Origin of the sequence: Streptomyces sp. NEAU-W12, from assembly GCF_026242095.1 — a bacterium.
Taxonomy (GTDB): Bacteria; Actinomycetota; Actinomycetes; order Streptomycetales; family Streptomycetaceae; genus Streptomyces.
Genome location: NZ_JAPJDM010000010.1, coordinates 122,021 through 136,018, shown reverse-complemented (window position 1 = coordinate 136,018; position 13,998 = coordinate 122,021). Strand labels below are relative to the sequence as shown.

Genomic DNA, 13,998 nt, shown 5'->3' with positions numbered 1-13,998 from the left:
GAACGGAAACGCGAGGGCGTACGAGGCCGGCGGGGCGGCTCTTCGGGAGGACTACGTCCCGAAGAGCCGCCCCGCACGCGTCCCCGCGCCCGCCCAGGTCTGCGTACCAGGCTCCGCCGGATCCTCCGCGTCCGCCGTGGCCAGGGCCGTCGCCGGGTCCTGGGCGGCGGCTCCGACCGGGACCCAGCGTCCGCGCTCCTTGCGGTACGGCCACCAGCGGCCGTCGCGCCCGAGACGCAGCTGGATCCGACCGCCGTCGAGGGTCCAGCGGTTGGCGCGGACCCGGAACGCCGGCCGCTCGGCTTCGCCGCTCCCGGCCCAGGCCGACTGCAGGGCGGCACGCGCGCGTGCAAGGGTCCCGGCGTCCACCGCCCACTCCTCGTCGAGCACGGCCAGTGCCGCCGCCCCGCCCTGGCGCCAGGCCCGTACCGCCACCGCCAGCCCTTCCCGGCCACGGCCCGAACCATCGGCGAGCCGGTCCGTCACGGCGCGCGGAGGCTCACCGGCGGCCAGCCGCACCGCGTCCCGCGCCACCGTCGGCTCCGGCGCCACCGGCTGCCGCTCATGCCCGTCCCGGAGCGCCTCCGCCAGCAGACGGCGGGCCTGCGCGGCCGTCCGCGAGGCGAGGAACTCCAGGGCGGCAGGGTGGACCCCGGCGACGGGAGGCTCGTCCGTGTCCAGCGACGGCGGCACCCCCGGCTCCGCGGGAAGCGGGGCGACGCCGGGCAGCGCGGGCCGGATGCCCCCGGCCGCGAACGCCTCGGCCGCGTCCACGCCCTCCGGCCGGGACCGCTCCCCGGAGGCGGCCGCGGACGCCGGCCCGCCACGGGACCGGAGCGCGCCCAGCAGGGCGCGTTCACCGCGTCCCCGGACCAGGAGCAGGACGAACGGGTCCTGGTCCAGCAGCCGGGCCACCTGGTAGCAGAGCGCCGCCGTGTGACCGCAGTGGTCCCACGCCCCGCAGCCGCACTCCGGTTCCAGACCGCCCGGGCCGGGCAGCAGGTCGACCCCGGCCAGCTCCGCGTCCTCCACCAGGTGCGGCGGCACCTCCCGCTCGAGCAGCGCCGCCACATGCCCGGCCCGCTCGACGGCCATGTCCAGGAAGCGGTCCCACTGTTCGTCGGACAGTTCCCGCAACAGCACGTCCGCGCGGTGTGCCGTGCGGTCACGGTCCCGCACGACGGCCGTGATCCGCCCCGGTCGTACGGACACGGCACCGACCGCTCCCGCGCGGGCGAGCCGGCGGCCCGCCGTGAGCTGCTGGGCGTCCAGCGCCGTGCCCTCCAGCGCCGTCAGCCAGGCCCGGCCCCACCACGTCTGCGCGAAACCACGCCCCCGCGCGGCAGGCAGTGCGGCGAACGTCCGCTCCACGCCGGCCCCACCGTCGGCCCCCTTCCCGCCGGTTTCGTCCGGGCCGGTCCCGTCCGCCCGGGCTCCCTCGGGCTCGTACCAGTCGTCGGTGTCTTCCACGCCGGCTCCGTCACCGTCGTCGTACCGGGTCATCGCGGCCCCCCTCGCAGTGCCACCAGATCCGCCAGTTCCGCGTCCGTCAGCTCCGTGAGCGCCGCCTCGCCGGAGCCGAGCACCGCGTCCGCCAGCTCGCTCTTGCGGCCCAGCAGTTCGGCGATGCGGTCCTCGACCGTGCCCTCGGCGATCAGCCGGTGCACCTGCACCGGGCGGGTCTGCCCGATCCGGTACGCGCGGTCCGTGGCCTGCGCCTCCACCGCGGGGTTCCACCAGCGGTCGTAGTGCACGACATGCTCGGCACGGGTGAGGTTCAGTCCCGTGCCCGCCGCCTTGAGCGACAGCAGGAAGACCGGGACCTCGCCGTCCTGGAAGCGCCGCACCATCGTCTCGCGCTCGGCGACCGGTGTGCCGCCGTGCAGGAACTGCGAGGGCACACCCCGCCCGGCGAGGTGCCGCTCCAGCAGCCGAGCCATCCGCACGTACTGTGTGAAGACCAGTACACAGGCCCGTTCGGCGAGCGCGGTGTCGAGGAGTTCGTCGAGCAGTTCGAGCTTCCCGGACCGTCCCGCGATCACCGGGCGCTCCTCCTTCAGGAACTGTGCCGGGTGGTTGCAGATCTGCTTCAGCCCGGTCAGCAGCCTCACGATCACTCCCCGCCGCGCCATGCCGTCGGGCCCGAAGACGTCGGAGGTGCCGGAGATCTCGGCCAGGGCCTCACGTACCACGGCCTCGTACAGCGCCGTCTGCTCCTGCGTGAGCGGCACCGCGTGGTCGGTCTCCGTCTTCGGCGGCAGTTCGGGCGCGATACCCGGGTCGGCCTTGCGGCGGCGCAGCAGGAACGGCTTCACCAGCCGGGCCAGCCGCTCCGCCGCGGCAGGGTCCTGTCCGCCCTCCACGGCGTCCGCGTACCGTCGGCGGAAGGTCCCGAGCCGGCCCAGCAGGCCGGGCGTCGTCCAGTCGAGGACCGCCCACAGCTCCGACAGGTTGTTCTCCACCGGAGTGCCGGTGAGCGCCACGCGCGCGCGTGCGCCGATGGACCGCAGCTGCCGGGCCGTCGCCGAGTACGGGTTCTTCACGTGCTGCGCCTCGTCGGCGACGACCATGCCCCAGGACGCCTCGGCGAGCCGGGAGGCGTCCAGACGCATGGTGCCGTACGTGGTGAGCACGAACTCGCCGTCGGCCAGATCCGCCAGCGAGCGGCGCGCCCCGTGGAACCGGCGCACCGGGGTGCCGGGCGCGAACCGTTCGATCTCCCGCTGCCAGTTGCCCATCAGGGAGGTCGGGCAGACCACGAGGGTGGGCCCGGCGGACGCGGGGCCGGACTGCCGGTGCAGATGCAGGGCGATCAGGGTGATCGTCTTGCCGAGCCCCATGTCGTCGGCGAGACAGCAGCCCAGTCCCACGGACGTCATGTGGGCCAGCCAGTTCAGCCCGCGCCGCTGGTAGTCCCGCAGGGTGGCGGCGAGGGCCGCGGGCTGCGGGACGGGCTCCTGGGACCCGGGGTCCGCGAGCCGGTCCCGCAGGGTCGCCAGCCAGCCGGTGGGCCTTGCCTCGAACCTGCGGCCGTCCACCTCCACCGAGCCGGTCAGGGCCGCCCCGAGCGCGTCGACAGGTGTGACCTCGTGGTCCTGGCGTGCGCGGGCGCGGACCACCTCCTGAGGGTCGATCAGCACCCACCGGTCACGCAGCCGCACGACGGGCCGCTTGCTCTCCGCGAGCCGGTCCAGCTCCGCGCGGGTGAGTGTCCGGTCGCCCAGGGCGAACGACCAGTCGAAGGCGAGCAGCGCGTCGGCCGACAGGAAGGACGGTTGCCGGGAGGCGCCCTCGAAGCCTGCCCGGCCGGGTGACCGCCTCCCGTCGGCGGGACCGATCTCCGCGCGGGTGGTCAGTCCGCGGGTCAGTTCCTTGGGCCAGTGCACGTCGACGCCCGCGGCCGCGAGCGCCCTCGCGCCCTCGCCGAGGAGTTCGGTGACCTCTTCGTCGGCGAGTTCGACCGCGTCGGGCACCGTCGCCGACAGCAGGGGCGTGAGCGGGGCCCAGGCGCGGGCCGCCCGGCGCAGCGCGAGCAGTGTGCCCATCCGGGCCCGCGGTCCGAAGCCCTCGGCCGGTCCGGCCGGACCGTGCCGGTCTTCTGCGGTCCCGGCCCACACGTCGGTGGCGTGTGCGACGAGCGCGGGATTGCTCACGGAGTGCACCTGGAGCACGGCCCGGAACGTGGCGCCGATGCTGTCGTCGGTGGGGTGGGCGGAGGGGGCGGCGTGGTCCGTGCCCCCCGGCGCCTCCGGTGCGTCCCAGACCTTTGACGCGTCGGTGAGGCCGTGCACCTCGATGCGCAGCGACAGGCGGACGCCCGCGTCGTGGCCCGCGGCGACGTCGGCGGCCCAGTCGCGCAGTTCGGGCAGATGCTGGGGCTCGGGCACGGCGTAGGCGGGGGAGCCGGTCACCAGGGGCGCGGCGGGGGAGCGGGGCAGGGTGTCGGCGACCGCGTCGAGGAAGGAGCGCAGCAGCCGTTCGGGGTCGGGCAGCCGCAGGGGCCCGGTGCCGTCCAGCGGCTGGGCGTGCGCCTCGGGCGGCATCGCGGCGGCGAGCCGGCGCACCGCCTCCACGTCCTCGGCGTCCAGCGGACCCGCGCGCCAGGCGTCGTGGCCGGCCGGGGACAGACCCGGCAGCAGCAGACCGCGCGCCACCAGACGCAGCGCGTGCAGGGCGGCGGCGCCCCAGAACACGGGGGCGGGATGCCCGTCACCGCCGGCCCGTGCACGCGTGAGGACGGGCAGGGCGGCACGCAACGGCAGCACGACCGCACGGACGCCCGCCGCCGCCACACCCTCACCGCCGGGCACGACGACGGTGAGGTCCTCGACCTGTGCCGTGTCCACGGCAGGGGGATCCGCCCCGTCGGGCCGCCAGAAGGCCATGAGGCCGGTACGGGCGGGGTCACCGGGTACGAATACGGCGGAGCAGCGGGCCAGGCCGGCGTACCGGGCGGGGGAGGGAGGCACGGGAGTCGTCTGCGCAGCGATCACGGAATCCTTGATTCATCAAACTTGACTAGTGGAGGTGGGGTCGCCGAGGATACAACACGGCCGCAGTCGGCCGGGTATGCCTGGGATGTGAACTGGGGCACCATGGACACGCGGTCGTGCTCCGCCCCGGCCGGCCTGTGGGCGGGCCGGGAGTCCGGCGAGCCGACGACGGCCCTCCGGGGAAACCCTAGGGGTGAACCTCAGGGACGTCTCAGGGGTGCGGTCGGAACCGCCGGGAGTGCGGGGCCGTTCTCACGACAGAGAGCGGCAGTGGCCGCGAAGGAGGCGACACCATGTCGAAGAATGCCAAGATCGCCGCGGGAGGTGTGGCGGCCGGGCTCATCCTGCTCATCTGGCTGCCCTGGTGGGCGGCGCTCCTGATCATCCTGGGAGTCCCGGCCGCCGCGTACCTTGCCCTGGACCCCTCGCAGCGGAGCAGGCTGCGCCGCGTTTCGCGCAAGGAGCTGGGCCGCTGAGACACGGGGGTCCGTCCCGAAGGGCCGGGCCCCTGCCGGGCGCTGCTACCGCGCCGCCGCCCCGGCACCGTCCGGGGCGGCAGGAGTCGACCACGCCACCGTCCGCGGGCCTGCCGGTCGTTCGGCCCGCCGGCGGCCTGACGCCGTGCCCCCGGCGCGCACACCGATCCGGCCCCGAGCCCTTTGTCACGACCCCGTACCCGTACCTGGGCCTGCGGTTTTCCGTCCCGGCCGGGGCGAACCACCCCCCTCGATCGCCCCCCCCGCCGCGGGGGGCCCCGGGGGGGGGGGGGGGCCCGACCAGGTCAGCCCTCCCGGACGGCCAATGCCAGAAACCGCGTGTCCTCGTCGGTGTGGGACGTCATGCGCCAGCCCGAACCAGCCAGCAGCGGACGGAGGTTGGGTTCCGCGCGGAGGTCGTCCGGCGTGATCGTGCGGCCCTGGCGTGCGGCGAGCGCCGCCCTGCCGATCGGGTGGAACAACGCGAGCATCCCGCCGGAGCGCACCACCCGGGCCAGCTCCCTGAGATTCACGGCCGGGTGAGGCAGGTGTGCGATCAGACCCGCCGCGAACACGGCGTCGAGCGCCCCCGGACGCAGCGGCAGTGCGGCGACATCCGTGAGCAGCAGCGTGGTGTCACGGTCCCGTCCCGCCCGTGCGGCCTCCCGCAGCATGGCCGGGGTCAGATCCGCCCCGAGGACCGTTCCGGAGGGCCCGACGGCCGCTCGCAGCGGGGGCAGGGCCCGCCCGGTGCCACAACCGGCATCAAGGACCCGGTCACCCTCGCGCAATCCGAGTTCGGCGACCGCGGCCGCGTAGCCGGGACCGTCGTCGGGAAACCGGCGTTCCCAGTCGGCGGCGCGTGCGGTGAAGAACTCCTGGACGTGTGTGTGGTCGTCGCTCATGTCCGGCATGATCCCCCACCTGCCGGCCCGCCCCCCAGCGCCCCGCGGCGGCTCGCCCCCGTCCCTCGTGCCCCCCGCGCTCCGTACGCGATCACGCGCGCCGCCGAGCCGCCGGATCGGGCCGGCGGATCCGGCCACCGGCCCGGCGGTCGGCCCGGCGGTCAGTCCGCGAGGTTCTTCTCCGCCAGGACCTTCTCGACGGTGACGCGGACGAGGAGTTCGCCCGGTACGCCGTTGCGCTCCCCGAACTCCTCGGCACGGTCCTCGCCCATGTACCGCGCGGCGATCCGGGTGGCCCAGCTCACCAGGTCCTCGGCGTCCCCGGAGATCCGCGCACGGCCCCGCAGCACCACGAAGGAGAACGGCGGCCGGTCGTCGTCCACGCACAGGGCGACCCGCCCGTCACGGGCCAGGTTGTGTCCCTTCACCGTCGCCTCGCCGGTGTTGAACACGATGTCGTCCCCGTCGAGCACGAACCAGACCGGTGCCACGTGCGGACTGCCGTCGGCGCACACGGTGGAAAGCTTGGCGGTCCGGGTTCCGTACGAGACGAACTCCCGCCATTCCTCGTCGGTCATCCTCTGTCCCATGGCTCCTATCCTCCTTGTCCGGCGCCCGGTCGTGGGGAAGGCTGGCGGAGGAATCTGCAGGGGCAGAGCAAGGGGGGATCCGCCGCATGGCGCAAAACCGGGGACTCGACTGGCTGCTGGACGACCTGACCCAGAGAGTCGAGGAGGTACGGCACGCACTGGTCCTGTCCAACGACGGACTGGTGACCGGGAGGAGCACGGGGCTGCGAGGCGAGGACGCGGAGTACTTGGCCGCCGTGTCGTCCGGACTGCACAGTCTGGCCAAGGGTTCCGGACAGCATTTCGGCGCGGGCGGGATGCGCCAGACGATGATCGAGTTCGACGACGCGGTGCTCTTCGTCACCGTGGCCGGCGCAGGCAGCTGCCTGTGCGTGCTCAGCGGGGCCGAGGCCGACATCGGCCGGATCGCGTACGAGATGACCCTGCTGGTCAACCGGGTCGGCGAACATCTGGACGTGGACGCCCGCCGACCGGAACCCGAGGACCCCGTAGGCGACTGACCTGCACGTTCGTCGACCCCTGCGGAGTTGTCCACAGATCTGTCACGAAGAGTGGCGAACCGGATACGGTTTTCTCCGGGCGGCGCACACGGCGTCGGCCGCACGTACTCCACGGGGGAGACGAGCATGTCCGAAAACACCGCCACACATGACGTCGCGACGGTTGGTTCCTGGGCCACGGCAGATCGCGTGGCACGGGAACTCGGCCTCAAGCCGGGGGAATTCGACCTCGCCGTGGACCTCGGCCGGATTCGCGTCACCTCCGGTGAACCGGGCACCGGCCGCCGTGTCGACCGTGGCGAACTCCGACGGCTGCGGGCCCGTCCCGGTCGCCCAAGGGCCCTGCGGGAGAGCGTCAGGACCGTGGGCACCACAGAAGGTGCGCTGCTCATGGGGGTGACGAAGGACCGGTTCACGTGCCTGGCCCGGCTGGGACTGCTGGTCCCCACGAGGTTCTGCCTCAACCGCCACCGTGCCGTGGTCTGGCTCTGTCCCGCCGAGGAGCTGAGGCAGTTCACGGCGGACGAGAAGAACACCGTGCTGCTGAGGGGCCGCACGCCCGACCATCTCAGGGGGCAGCTCGACACCGGCCTCGACCTGCGGGCCCGTAACCGGCGCACCCGCCGGGCGGCCGTTCTGCTCCGAAGGGCCACCGACCCGTGGTCACGCGCCGGAGCCCTCGCCTCCCTGCTCGCCCCACCGCACGTGGCCGAGGTGGTCAGGGACCCCTACGAGCGTTCCCACCTCAGCCGGTTCTGCCCCGGGCGGCCCTCCCGCGGAGCCCCGGGCTCACCCGCCGCCGTCCTCGCGGAGACCCTCGTGACCGCCCAGGACCCCGACGAGATCGCCTGGCTCCAGGCGGACCTGGCACAACTGCTGGCACAGGCCCGCGAACACCGGCCGGCGCCCCGCCCGGCTCCCGTCCCCCACCGCCCCGCACCGGCGGGGCCGCACCGGCGGGGCCGATGCCCGGGGAGCCGGAGCGCCCACGCGGGGTGTTCGGCCGCGCTGCCCGCCCGGCGGCGCGGCCGAAAACGAGGACCGGGCGCCCGGCGGCTGCTGCCCGGTGGCTCGGGCGGCGGCTGCCCGCCGCCCCGCCGCCCCGCCGGCCGGGGTGATCCGCCCGCGATCTACAGCGCCCGGAACAGTCCCTCCTGGACGACGGACACCAGCATCCGTCCCTCACGGTCGTAGATCCGGCCCCGGGCCAGACCGCGCCCGCCCACGGCGATCGGTGACTCCTGGTCGTACAGGAACCACTCGTCCGCGCGGAACGGACGGTGGAACCACATCGCGTGGTCGAGCGACGCCATGTCGAAGCCGCGCGGACCCCACAGGGGTTCCACCGGGAGCCGGACGGCGTCCAGCAGCGTCATGTCACTGGCGTAGGTGAGAGCGCAGGTGTGTACCAGCGGATCGTCGCCGAGCGGACCCATCGCACGCATCCACACGGCGCTGCGCGGTTCGGCGTCCTTGACGTCGTCCGGGTCCCAGCGCAGCCGGTCCGCGTAGCGGATGTCGAAGGGCTGACGGCGGGCCATCCGCTCCAACTGCTCCGGCAGCTCGCCCAGATGCTCGCGGATCTCCTCCGTGACCGTCGGCAGCGACTCCGGATCCGGGACCTCACGGGCCGGCGGTAGTTGGTGCTCGAAACTCCCCTGTTCAGGCTGGTGGAAGGAGGCGGTGAGAGTGAAGATCGTGCGGCCCTGCTGCACGGCGGTGACCCGGCGGGTCGTGAACGACCGGCCGTCCCGCACCCGTTCGACCTGGTACACGATCGGAACCCCGGGCCGGCCGGGGCGCAGGAAGTACGCGTGCAGCGAGTGCACGGGGCGGTCGCCCTCCGCGGTACGGCCCGCGGCGACGAGCGCCTGGCCGGCCACCTGGCCGCCGAAGACCCGCTGCAGCGACTCCTGCGGACTGCGGCCACGGAAGATGTTGACCTCGATCTGCTCCAGGTCGAGCAGGGCGACGAGGCTCTCGGTCGGGTTCGTCATGGGCACATTGCTCCTGCGTTCACAGCTGGCCGACATCGGTGACCCGGACGACCGCACGGCCCTCCGCGTCGGAGGCGGTGAGGTCGACCTGGGCGCTGACCCCCCAGTCGTGGTCGCCGTTCGGGTCGTCGAAGATCTGCCGGACCCGCCACAGTCCGTTGTCCGGCTCCTCGTCGATCAGCAGCAGCTTGGGGCCGCGGGCGTCGGGGCCGGTGCCGAGTTCCTCGTACTCGTCCCAGTACTTGTCCATGGCCTCACCCCAGGCGCCGGCGTCCCAGCCGGCCTCGGCGTCCAGCTCGCCCAGCGCGCCCACCTGGTCCAGAGCGGCCAGTTCGACACGGCGGAACATGGCGTTGCGGACCAGGACACGGAAGGCGCGCGCGTTGGCGGTGACCGGCTTGACCTGGTCGGCCTTCTCCTGGGCCTCCTCGGCGGTCATCTCCGCGGGGTTGGCCAGCTGCTCCCACTCGTCCAGCAGACTCGAGTCGACCTGGCGCACCATCTCGCCCAGCCAGGCGATCAGATCCTGGAGATCCTCGGACTTCAGGTCGTCCGGGACGGTGTGCTCCAGGGCCTTGTAGGCGCTGGCCAGGTACCGCAGCACGATGCCCTCGGTCCGGGCCAGCTCGTAATGGGACACCAACTCGGTGAAGGACATCGCGCGTTCGTACATGTCCCGCACCACGGACTTCGGCGACAGCGGATGGTCACCGACCCACGGGTGGCTCTTGCGGTAGGTGTTGTACGCGTGGAAGAGCAGTTCCTCCAACGGCTTCGGGTACGTGATGTCCTGGAGGCGCTCCATGCGCTCCTCGTACTCGACACCGTCCGCCTTCATCAGGGCGACCGCCTCGCCGCGCGCCTTGTTCTGCTGGGCCGCGAGGATCTGGCGCGGGTCGTCCAGCGTGGACTCCACCACGGACACCATGTCGAGCGCGTAGGACGGCGACTCGGGGTCCAGCAGCTCGAACGCGGCCAGCGCGAAGGTGGACAGCGGCTGGTTCAGCGCGAAGTCCTGCTGCAGATCCACGGTGAGCCGGACGATCCGCCCCTCGGCGTCCGGGCTGTCCAGCTTCTCGACGATGCCGCCGTCCAGCAGCGAGCGGTAGATGGCGATCGCCCGCCGGATGTGCCGGAGCTGCTGCTTGCGCGGCTCGTGGTTGTCCTCCAGGAGACGGCGCATCGCCTCGAAGGCGTTGCCGGGCCGGGCGATCACCGACAGGAGCATCGTGTGCGTCACCCGGAAGCGGGAGGTCAACGGCTCGGGATCGGAACCGATGAGCTTCTCGAAGGTCTGCTCCGACCAGGCGACGAACCCCTCCGGAGCCTTCTTGCGGACCACCTTGCGGCGCTTCTTCGGGTCGTCGCCCGCCTTGGCCAGCGCCTTCTCGTTCTCGACGACGTGCTCGGGGGCCTGCGCGACGACGAACCCCTCGGTGTCGAAGCCGGCCCGTCCGGCCCGGCCCGCGATCTGGTGGAACTCACGGGCCCGCAGCGTGCGCACCCGGTTCCCGTCGTACTTGGTCAGGGCGGTGAACAGCACAGTGCGGATCGGGACGTTGACCCCCACGCCCAGCGTGTCCGTACCGCAGATGACCTTCAGCAGACCGGCCTGTGCGAGCTTCTCCACCAGCCGCCGGTACTTGGGCAGCATGCCGGCGTGGTGCACGCCGATGCCGTGCCGCACGTAGCGGGACAGGTTGCGGCCGAACTTGGTGGTGAAGCGGAAGTTGCCGATCAGGTCGGCGATCTTCTCCTTCTCCTCGCGCGTGCACATGTTGATGCTCATCAGCGCCTGCGCCCGCTCCACCGCCTGGGCCTGCGTGAAGTGCACGATGTACACCGGTGCCTGCCGGGCCGCCAGCAGGTCGGTGAGCGTCTCGGTGAGCGGTGTGTAGCGGTACTCGTAGGACAGCGGAACCGGCCGGGTCGCCGAACGGACCACCGACGTGGGGCGGCCGGTGCGGCGGGCGAGGTCCTTCTCGAAGAAGGAGACGTCGCCGAGCGTCGCCGACATCAGCACGAACTGAGCCTGGGGCAGTTCCAGCAGCGGAATCTGCCAGGCCCAGCCCCGGTCCTGCTCCGCGTAGAAGTGGAACTCGTCCATGACGACCTGGCCGACGTCGGCGTTCCCGCCGTCGCGCAGCGCGATCGACGCCAGCACCTCGGCGGTGCAGCAGATGACCGGGGCATCGGCGTTCACGGACGCGTCGCCGGTCAGCATGCCGACGTTCTCCGTGCCGAAGATCTTGCACAGTTCGAAGAACTTCTCCGACACCAGCGCCTTGATCGGCGCGGTGTAGAAAGTGACCTCGTCCCGCGCCAGCGCGGCGAAGTGCGCGGCGGCCGCGATCATGCTCTTGCCCGAACCGGTGGGTGTCGAGACAATCACGTTCGCCCCGGAGACCACCTCGATCAGCGCCTCCTCCTGGTGGGGGTAGAGCGTGAGGCCGCGTTCCCCGGACCAGGACTCGAAGGCTTCGTACAGGGCGTCGGGGTCGGCGGTCGGCGGCAGCTGATCGATGAGGGTCACGCCCCCATCTTGCCTGCCGCCGGGCCCCGCGCGGGAATCGGATTCGGTTACGAAGATCGCGAACGCTACGCTGTGGCGCCGAAGGGGCGGCAGCGCACCTGGTCAACCGGACAGCGGCACAGGAAGAACAGGGCGGGCCACGGGATGATGGGACCAGCACACTCACTGTCGGGTGCCGCGGCATGGCTCGGAGTGGGCGCGGCGACGGCCGCCGCGGGGAAGCCGATGCCGTGGCCGGTGCTTCTGGTCGGCGCACTGATATGCGCCGGCGCCGCTCTCGCCCCGGACCTGGACCACAAGGCGGCGACGATCTCGAGGTCCTTCGGGCCGGTGTCCCGGCGGCTGTGCGAGATCGTCGACAAGCTCTCGTACGCCGTCTACAAGGCCACCCGGAAACCGGGCGACCCGCGCCGCTCCGGCGGCCACCGCACCCTCACCCACACGTGGCTGTGGGCGGTCCTGATCGGAGGGGGCGCGTCCGCACTGGCGATCACGGGCGGCCGGTGGGCGGTACTGGCGCTCCTCTTCGTCCACATGGTGCTGGCCATCGAGGGCCTGCTGTGGCGGGCGACCCGGGGCGCCAGCAGCGAGGTCCTGGTGTGGCTGCTCGCCGCGACCAGCGCCTGGATCCTCGCCGGCATTCTGGACCAGCCGGGCAGCGGCGCCGACTGGCTGTTCACGGCACCGGGCCAGGAGTACCTGTGGCTGGGGCTGCCGATCGTCCTGGGAGCGCTGGTGCACGACGTCGGAGACGCCCTGACCATCTCCGGCTGCCCGATCCTGTGGCCCATACCGGTGGGCCGCAAGCGCTGGTACCCCCTCGGTCCGCCGAAGGCGATGCGGTTCCGGGCGGGCAGCTGGGTGGAGGTCAAGGTACTGATGCCAGGGTTCATGCTGCTCGGCGGCGTGGGCTGTGCGGCCGCGCTCAACCTGATCTGAGCTGCGGACGAAGGGGCTGTGCCCCTCGCCCTGCCGCAGGCGCGACCCGGTGGTCGCCGTCCTCGGCTCAGCCGGAGCCTTCACCGCCGTAGCGGCGCTCGAAGCGGGCGACGCGTCCTTCCGTGTCCACGGTCCGGGCCTTTCCCGTGTAGAAGGGGTGGCTCTCCGAGGAGATCTCCACCTCCACGACCGGATAGGTCTCGCCGTCGTCCCACTCGATCGTCTGCTCGCTGGTCGCCGTGGACCGGGTCAGGAACGCGTATCCGGCCGCCCGGTCGCGGAAGACGACGGGGCGGTAGTCGGGGTGCTTGTCCTGCTGCATGGATGCTCCTCGTGCGAGGTGGGCGAGCGTGCGGCGCGTGCCAGGTGATCGGCCCCGCCGGTCCGGACGGCCAAAACGGTCTGGGCGAACCGGGTCACCGGGACCGTTCGGAGGGCGGGCCAGCCGGCCGGCACCGCCCGGGCGGCCGTGGTGGCCGGGAAACAGTGGCGTCAGCCGGGCAGGTCGTCCTCGTCGACGACGTGCACGGCGGCCTCCTCGGCCGAGGCCGCCGCCCCGTCGATGCCGACGTCCGTGGCGACCAGGGCGGCCTCCTCGTCCTCGTGCGCCCCTTCGTCGGGAGCCACGAGCCGGCCGGAGCGTGCGGTGCCGACCTCGTTGTCCAGGAGTTCGCCGTCGGTGCTCTCACTGTCGCCCAGGCCGTCACCGTCGAAGGCGGCGGGATCGGGCAGCTCCTCGGCGAGCCGCTGGTCCAGCGTCTCGCCCGCCCTGCGCTCCGACGCGGTCACCCCGCGGTGTTCCACAGCCCATGGCCGCTCGGGAGGGGACCAGCCCCGGTCGAGGGGATCGTCGACGCCGTCGTTCTCGAGAGTGTCCTCGGCGTCGAGCAGTCCGGCGTCGTCCTGGACCTCGGATCCGTCGGGCTGGTAGACATCGTCTCCCCAACCGCCGGCTCTGTTCACGGGGACCTCCAGGGGGTGGGGACGGGCCCGTTCCCGCCATGGCCCGCTGCGGGCCGCGCCTGTACGGGGCACTGGCGTCACCCGCACCCCGGTTCCCCGGAGACTTGGGCGTCCCCCGAGCCGGTGCCTGACTCCACCCTTCCACCCCGGTTCGGCTCCGCGCAACGGCACGGCCCGTACCTGGCGGCACCCGGTGACGGACCGCACACCCGACGAACCCGCGCCCGGGCCGCCTCGCACCGCGGCTGGGGGACAGGCCCCCGGGCACGGCCGCACGGCCCACCACACAGCCCCCCGCGCTGCGGGGGGAAAGCGGGCGGACCACGGCTGAGACCTGTGGTCCCGGCCTCGTGTGCCTGCTCGTCGAGCGGGCCGGGGCCGGGCGTCCGGCCCTCGTCCTCATGGCCGTCGCCGACCCCGCCCGGCTGCAGATCCTCCGCATCATCGAGCGTGCGCCGGCCGGCGAAGCCCGTGTGCGGGGAGCCTCGTCGACTGCCCGGGCTTCCGGCAGCCGGCCCCGAGCCGTTACCTGAAGATCATGCCGGATCCGGTGGCCGGCAGCCGGGCGACGCGGAACTCCCGACCGGGTGTGGCCGCGATGC

At 73.1% G+C, this 13,998-nt stretch carries 12 protein-coding genes; 4 read left to right on the top strand and 8 right to left on the bottom strand.

Features of this window, described 5'->3' with window-relative positions; all coding sequences use genetic code 11:
* Positions 1-51: 51 nt before the first annotated feature.
* Complete coding sequence (locus ORI94_RS14665; RefSeq protein WP_266075282.1) at positions 52-1,503, bottom strand: SWF or SNF family helicase; 1,452 nt, start codon at positions 1,501-1,503, stop codon at positions 52-54.
* Positions 1,500-4,385 carry a DEAD/DEAH box helicase gene (locus tag ORI94_RS14660; RefSeq protein ID WP_266075553.1) on the bottom strand — a complete coding sequence of 962 codons (2,886 nt, stop codon included), beginning with the start codon at positions 4,383-4,385 and terminating at the stop codon, positions 1,500-1,502. The genes ORI94_RS14665 and ORI94_RS14660 overlap by 4 nt, the downstream gene beginning before the upstream one ends.
* A 401-nt stretch (positions 4,386-4,786) precedes the next feature.
* Here ORI94_RS14660 and ORI94_RS14655 point away from each other — a divergent pair, with 401 nt between their 5' ends.
* Positions 4,787-4,969 carry a hypothetical protein gene (locus ORI94_RS14655; protein ID WP_266075280.1) on the top strand — a complete coding sequence of 61 codons (183 nt, stop codon included), beginning with the start codon at positions 4,787-4,789 and terminating at the stop codon, positions 4,967-4,969.
* Between the two features lie 305 nt (positions 4,970-5,274).
* On the opposite strand, the gene ORI94_RS14650 is transcribed toward ORI94_RS14655, so the two are convergent.
* Together ORI94_RS14650 and ORI94_RS14645 are read right to left on the bottom strand one after the other, a co-directional pair.
* On the bottom strand, positions 5,275-5,874 hold the full coding sequence (locus tag ORI94_RS14650) for a class I SAM-dependent methyltransferase (protein WP_266075278.1): 600 nt from the start codon (positions 5,872-5,874) through the stop codon (positions 5,275-5,277).
* A gap of 161 nt (positions 5,875-6,035) precedes the next feature.
* The gene (locus ORI94_RS14645) at positions 6,036-6,464 is read right to left on the bottom strand and encodes a PPOX class F420-dependent oxidoreductase (protein WP_266075276.1); all 429 of its coding nucleotides are present in this window, start codon (positions 6,462-6,464) and stop codon (positions 6,036-6,038) included.
* Between the two features lie 86 nt (positions 6,465-6,550).
* On the opposite strand from ORI94_RS14645, the gene ORI94_RS14640 reads away from it, so the two are divergent.
* Positions 6,551-6,964, top strand: a complete 414-nt coding sequence (locus ORI94_RS14640) for a roadblock/LC7 domain-containing protein (RefSeq protein WP_266075274.1) — start codon at positions 6,551-6,553, stop codon at positions 6,962-6,964.
* Positions 6,965-7,090: 126 nt separating this feature from the next.
* A complete protein-coding gene (locus ORI94_RS14635; protein WP_266075272.1) occupies positions 7,091-8,158 on the top strand; it encodes a DUF6397 family protein in 1,068 nt (355 codons plus the stop codon).
* Here the strand turns inward: ORI94_RS14635 and ORI94_RS14630 are convergent.
* Both ORI94_RS14630 and ORI94_RS14625 read right to left on the bottom strand, forming a co-directional pair.
* Positions 8,095-8,961 carry an acyl-CoA thioesterase gene (locus ORI94_RS14630; protein WP_266075270.1) on the bottom strand — a complete coding sequence of 289 codons (867 nt, stop codon included), beginning with the start codon at positions 8,959-8,961 and terminating at the stop codon, positions 8,095-8,097. The genes ORI94_RS14635 and ORI94_RS14630 overlap by 64 nt on opposite strands.
* Positions 8,962-8,980: 19 nt before the next feature.
* Complete coding sequence (locus tag ORI94_RS14625) at positions 8,981-11,494, bottom strand: DEAD/DEAH box helicase (RefSeq protein WP_266075268.1); 2,514 nt, start codon at positions 11,492-11,494, stop codon at positions 8,981-8,983.
* Between the two features lie 144 nt (positions 11,495-11,638).
* Here ORI94_RS14625 and ORI94_RS14620 point away from each other — a divergent pair, with 144 nt between their 5' ends.
* Complete coding sequence (locus ORI94_RS14620) at positions 11,639-12,433, top strand: metal-dependent hydrolase (protein WP_266075266.1); 795 nt, start codon at positions 11,639-11,641, stop codon at positions 12,431-12,433.
* Between the two features lie 67 nt (positions 12,434-12,500).
* Here the strand turns inward: ORI94_RS14620 and ORI94_RS14615 are convergent, their stop codons facing one another.
* Together ORI94_RS14615 and ORI94_RS14610 are read right to left on the bottom strand one after the other, a co-directional pair.
* A complete protein-coding gene (locus tag ORI94_RS14615) occupies positions 12,501-12,755 on the bottom strand; it encodes a type B 50S ribosomal protein L31 (RefSeq protein WP_266075265.1) in 255 nt (84 codons plus the stop codon).
* A 170-nt stretch (positions 12,756-12,925) separates the two neighbouring features.
* The gene (locus tag ORI94_RS14610) at positions 12,926-13,396 is read right to left on the bottom strand and encodes a DUF5709 domain-containing protein (RefSeq protein WP_266075263.1); all 471 of its coding nucleotides are present in this window, start codon (positions 13,394-13,396) and stop codon (positions 12,926-12,928) included.
* Positions 13,397-13,998 lie beyond the last annotated feature (602 nt).